We start from the raw sequence: 2,528 nt of genomic DNA, 5'->3' as shown, positions 1-2,528 counted from the left end.
GGCAAGATCCACTTCTGGCTGCTGTTCATCGGGTTCCACACGACGTTCCTCATCCACCACTGGCTCGGCGTCGAGGGGGCCGCGACGGCGCCGGCGTCACCACCCCCGGCCGCGCCCACGCTGCACGCGCAGGTGTCCGGGCCGGTGTTCCAGCTGCTCGACGCCGGCGACGGCGACCACGTCCTCACCCTGTCCGTGACGCCCGAGCACCTCGGTCCCGTCACGGTGCGGGCCCACATCACGGGCGGGGAGCTGCGCATCGAGCTGTTCTCGCCGCACGACACGGGCCGCGAGGCGCTCCGCGCGCTCGTGGCCGACCTGCGCGTCGCGGCCGACGCCGCCGGCCTGCCGGCACGGCGTCGGTGACCGCGCGGCTGACCGGCCGGCCGCGAGTCAGGCGCCGGGCGTGACGACCCCGTGCTCGTACGCCCACACGACGAGCTGCACGCGGTCCCGGGCGCCGGTCTTCGTCATGATGCGGCTGAGGTGCGACTTCACGGTGCTCGGCTCGAGGAACAGCGCGGACGCGATCTCGGCGTTGGACGTCCCTCGGCACAGCAGCGCGACGATGTCGTGCTCGCGCGCGGTGAGCAGTCCGGCGGCGGCGTCGTCCCGGCCCCGCGGGGCGCGGCGGCGCGCGAACTCGTCGATGACGCGGCGCGTGAGCGTCTGGTCCACGAGCCCGTCGCCCGACGCGACGCGCCGCACGGCGTCGACGAGCACCTCGGGCTCGGCGTCCTTGAGCAGGAACCCGCTCGCCCCGGCCTCGAGCGCACCGAACACGTAGTCGTCGAGGTCGAACGTGCTGACGACGAGCACGGGCACGGGGTCGGCGACGTCCGGCCCGGCGAGCGCGCGCGTCGCGGTGATCCCGTCGCCGCCGGGCATCCGCACGTCCATGCACACGACGTCGGGGCGCTCGCGGCGTGCGACGCGCACGGCGTCGGCGCCGTTGGACGCCTCGCCGACGACCTCGAGCCCTTCGCTCTCGAGGATGACGGTGAAGCCGGCGCGGACGACCGCCTGGTCGTCGACGAGCAGCACGCGGGTCACGGGGCCTCCCCAGGGTCGGTGGGTTCGCGGCGGTCAGCGCGCGCGGGACGCGGCACCGTGAGACGCACGCGCCACGCGCCGTCGGGTGCCGGGCCCGCGGCGAGCGTGCCCCCCACCATGGCGGCCCGCTCGGACATGCCGATGATCCCGTGACCCGGCCGCGCGCCGTCGGAGCGGGCCGCGTCCGGCGGGACGGTGTTGCGGACCGTGAGGACGAGCTCGGCCGGCCCGTACTCGCGCAGCACCTCGACCGCGCGTCCGGTCCCGTGGCGGCGCGCGTTGGACAGCGCCTCCTGGAGCACGCGGAACACCGTGAGCTGCGCCGCCGGGGGCAGCTCCCACGGCTCGCCGCGCGTCGTGTCCTGCACGACGGCGCCCGCGTCCCGCGCGTCGGCGAGGAGTGCGGGCACGTCGTCGAGCGTGGGCTGCGGGACCCCCTCGGCGGTGCCGGGGCCGCGCAGGATCCCGACGACGAGGCGCATGTTGTCGAGCGTCTCGCGGCCCTGCGCGCGGATGCGCCGCAGCGACTCCTTGGCCCGCTCGGGATCGGCGTCGACGAGGCGTTCCGCGGCGGCGGCCTGCACGACGATGCCGGACAGGTGGTGGGCGGCGACGTCGTGCAGCTCGCGCGCCATGCGTCCGCGCTCCTCGAGGACGGCCTGCGCGGCGAGCACCTCGCGCTCGCGCTCGGCCTGCCGCACGCGGTCGCGCAGCCCCGCGAGCAGGGACCGGCGCGTCGCGACGTACTCGCCGACGAGCGCCGCGCCGAGGTAGCTGACGAGCGCGTTGAGCAGGAGGCCGAGCACCTGCCCGGCGTAGGCGGGTCCGCTCGCGCCGAACGTCACCGCGCCGCCGAGGACGAACACCAGCAGCGTCTGCACGGCGGCGGCCCCCGCGGCGGCCACCAGGCCGCGGCGCCGCGCGGCGTACGCGCCCGCCGAGTACGCCGCGACGAGGGTCGCGGGCGCCTGGAACGACACGTACGCGGGCAGGATCGCGAGGAGCGCGACCTGCCCGGCGACGGTGAGCGCGAGGCACGCGACCGGCGAGCGACGTCGCAGGACGAGGGCGGCCGCCTGCGCGACGACGACCGCGAGGACGACGACCCGCGCCCCGGTCGTCAGGACGACGACGCCCGGGCCGGCGCCGAACGCGACCCCCGCCTCCGACGCGACGAGGCGCTCGACGGCGAGGAAGAGCGCTGCGCTCCCGACGGCGACGACGCCCGCGAGGACGGCGTCGCGGCCCGCCGCGGTGCGGACGCCGACGGCGGCGAGCGCCCGGCGCAGTGCCTCGGTCACGGGTGCCTCCCGGGCTGCGGACGTGGTGGACACGGTGGGGACACGGTGGCCGCGACCGCGCCGCCGGTGCGGCGCGGTCGCGACCACCCTAGGTGCGGTGCGGGCCGTCGCTCACACGAGGTCGCGTCGCACGAAGGACAGCGCGCCGCCCCCGAGGAGCGCCACGGCCCACGC

General features: G+C 77.1%; 3 protein-coding genes. 1 reads left to right on the top strand and 2 read right to left on the bottom strand.

The genetic code is table 11. The features are described 5' to 3' along the window. Nucleotides 1-366: flagellar hook-length control protein FliK (locus JZ5iCDA_RS16775; RefSeq protein ID WP_171905420.1), on the top strand; the 366-nt coding region annotated here is incomplete at its 5' end. A 27-nt stretch (nt 367-393) separates the two neighbouring features. Here JZ5iCDA_RS16775 and JZ5iCDA_RS16770 read toward each other — a convergent pair. After that, on the bottom strand, nt 394-1,053 hold the full coding sequence (locus JZ5iCDA_RS16770) for a response regulator (protein ID WP_069388156.1): 660 nt from the start codon (nt 1,051-1,053) through the stop codon (nt 394-396). Continuing rightward, a complete protein-coding gene (locus tag JZ5iCDA_RS16765) occupies nt 1,050-2,354 on the bottom strand; it encodes a sensor histidine kinase (protein WP_083260118.1) in 1,305 nt (434 codons plus the stop codon). Before JZ5iCDA_RS16765 ends, JZ5iCDA_RS16770 begins: the two co-directional genes overlap by 4 nt. Nucleotides 2,355-2,528 lie beyond the last annotated feature (174 nt).

It is taken from the genome of Cellulosimicrobium cellulans, assembly GCF_001722485.1.
In the GTDB taxonomy this organism is placed as follows: Bacteria; Actinomycetota; Actinomycetes; order Actinomycetales; family Cellulomonadaceae; genus Cellulosimicrobium; species Cellulosimicrobium cellulans_A.
Note: the sequence above shows the minus strand (reverse complement) of the source record. Positions and strands in the feature narration are given on the sequence as shown.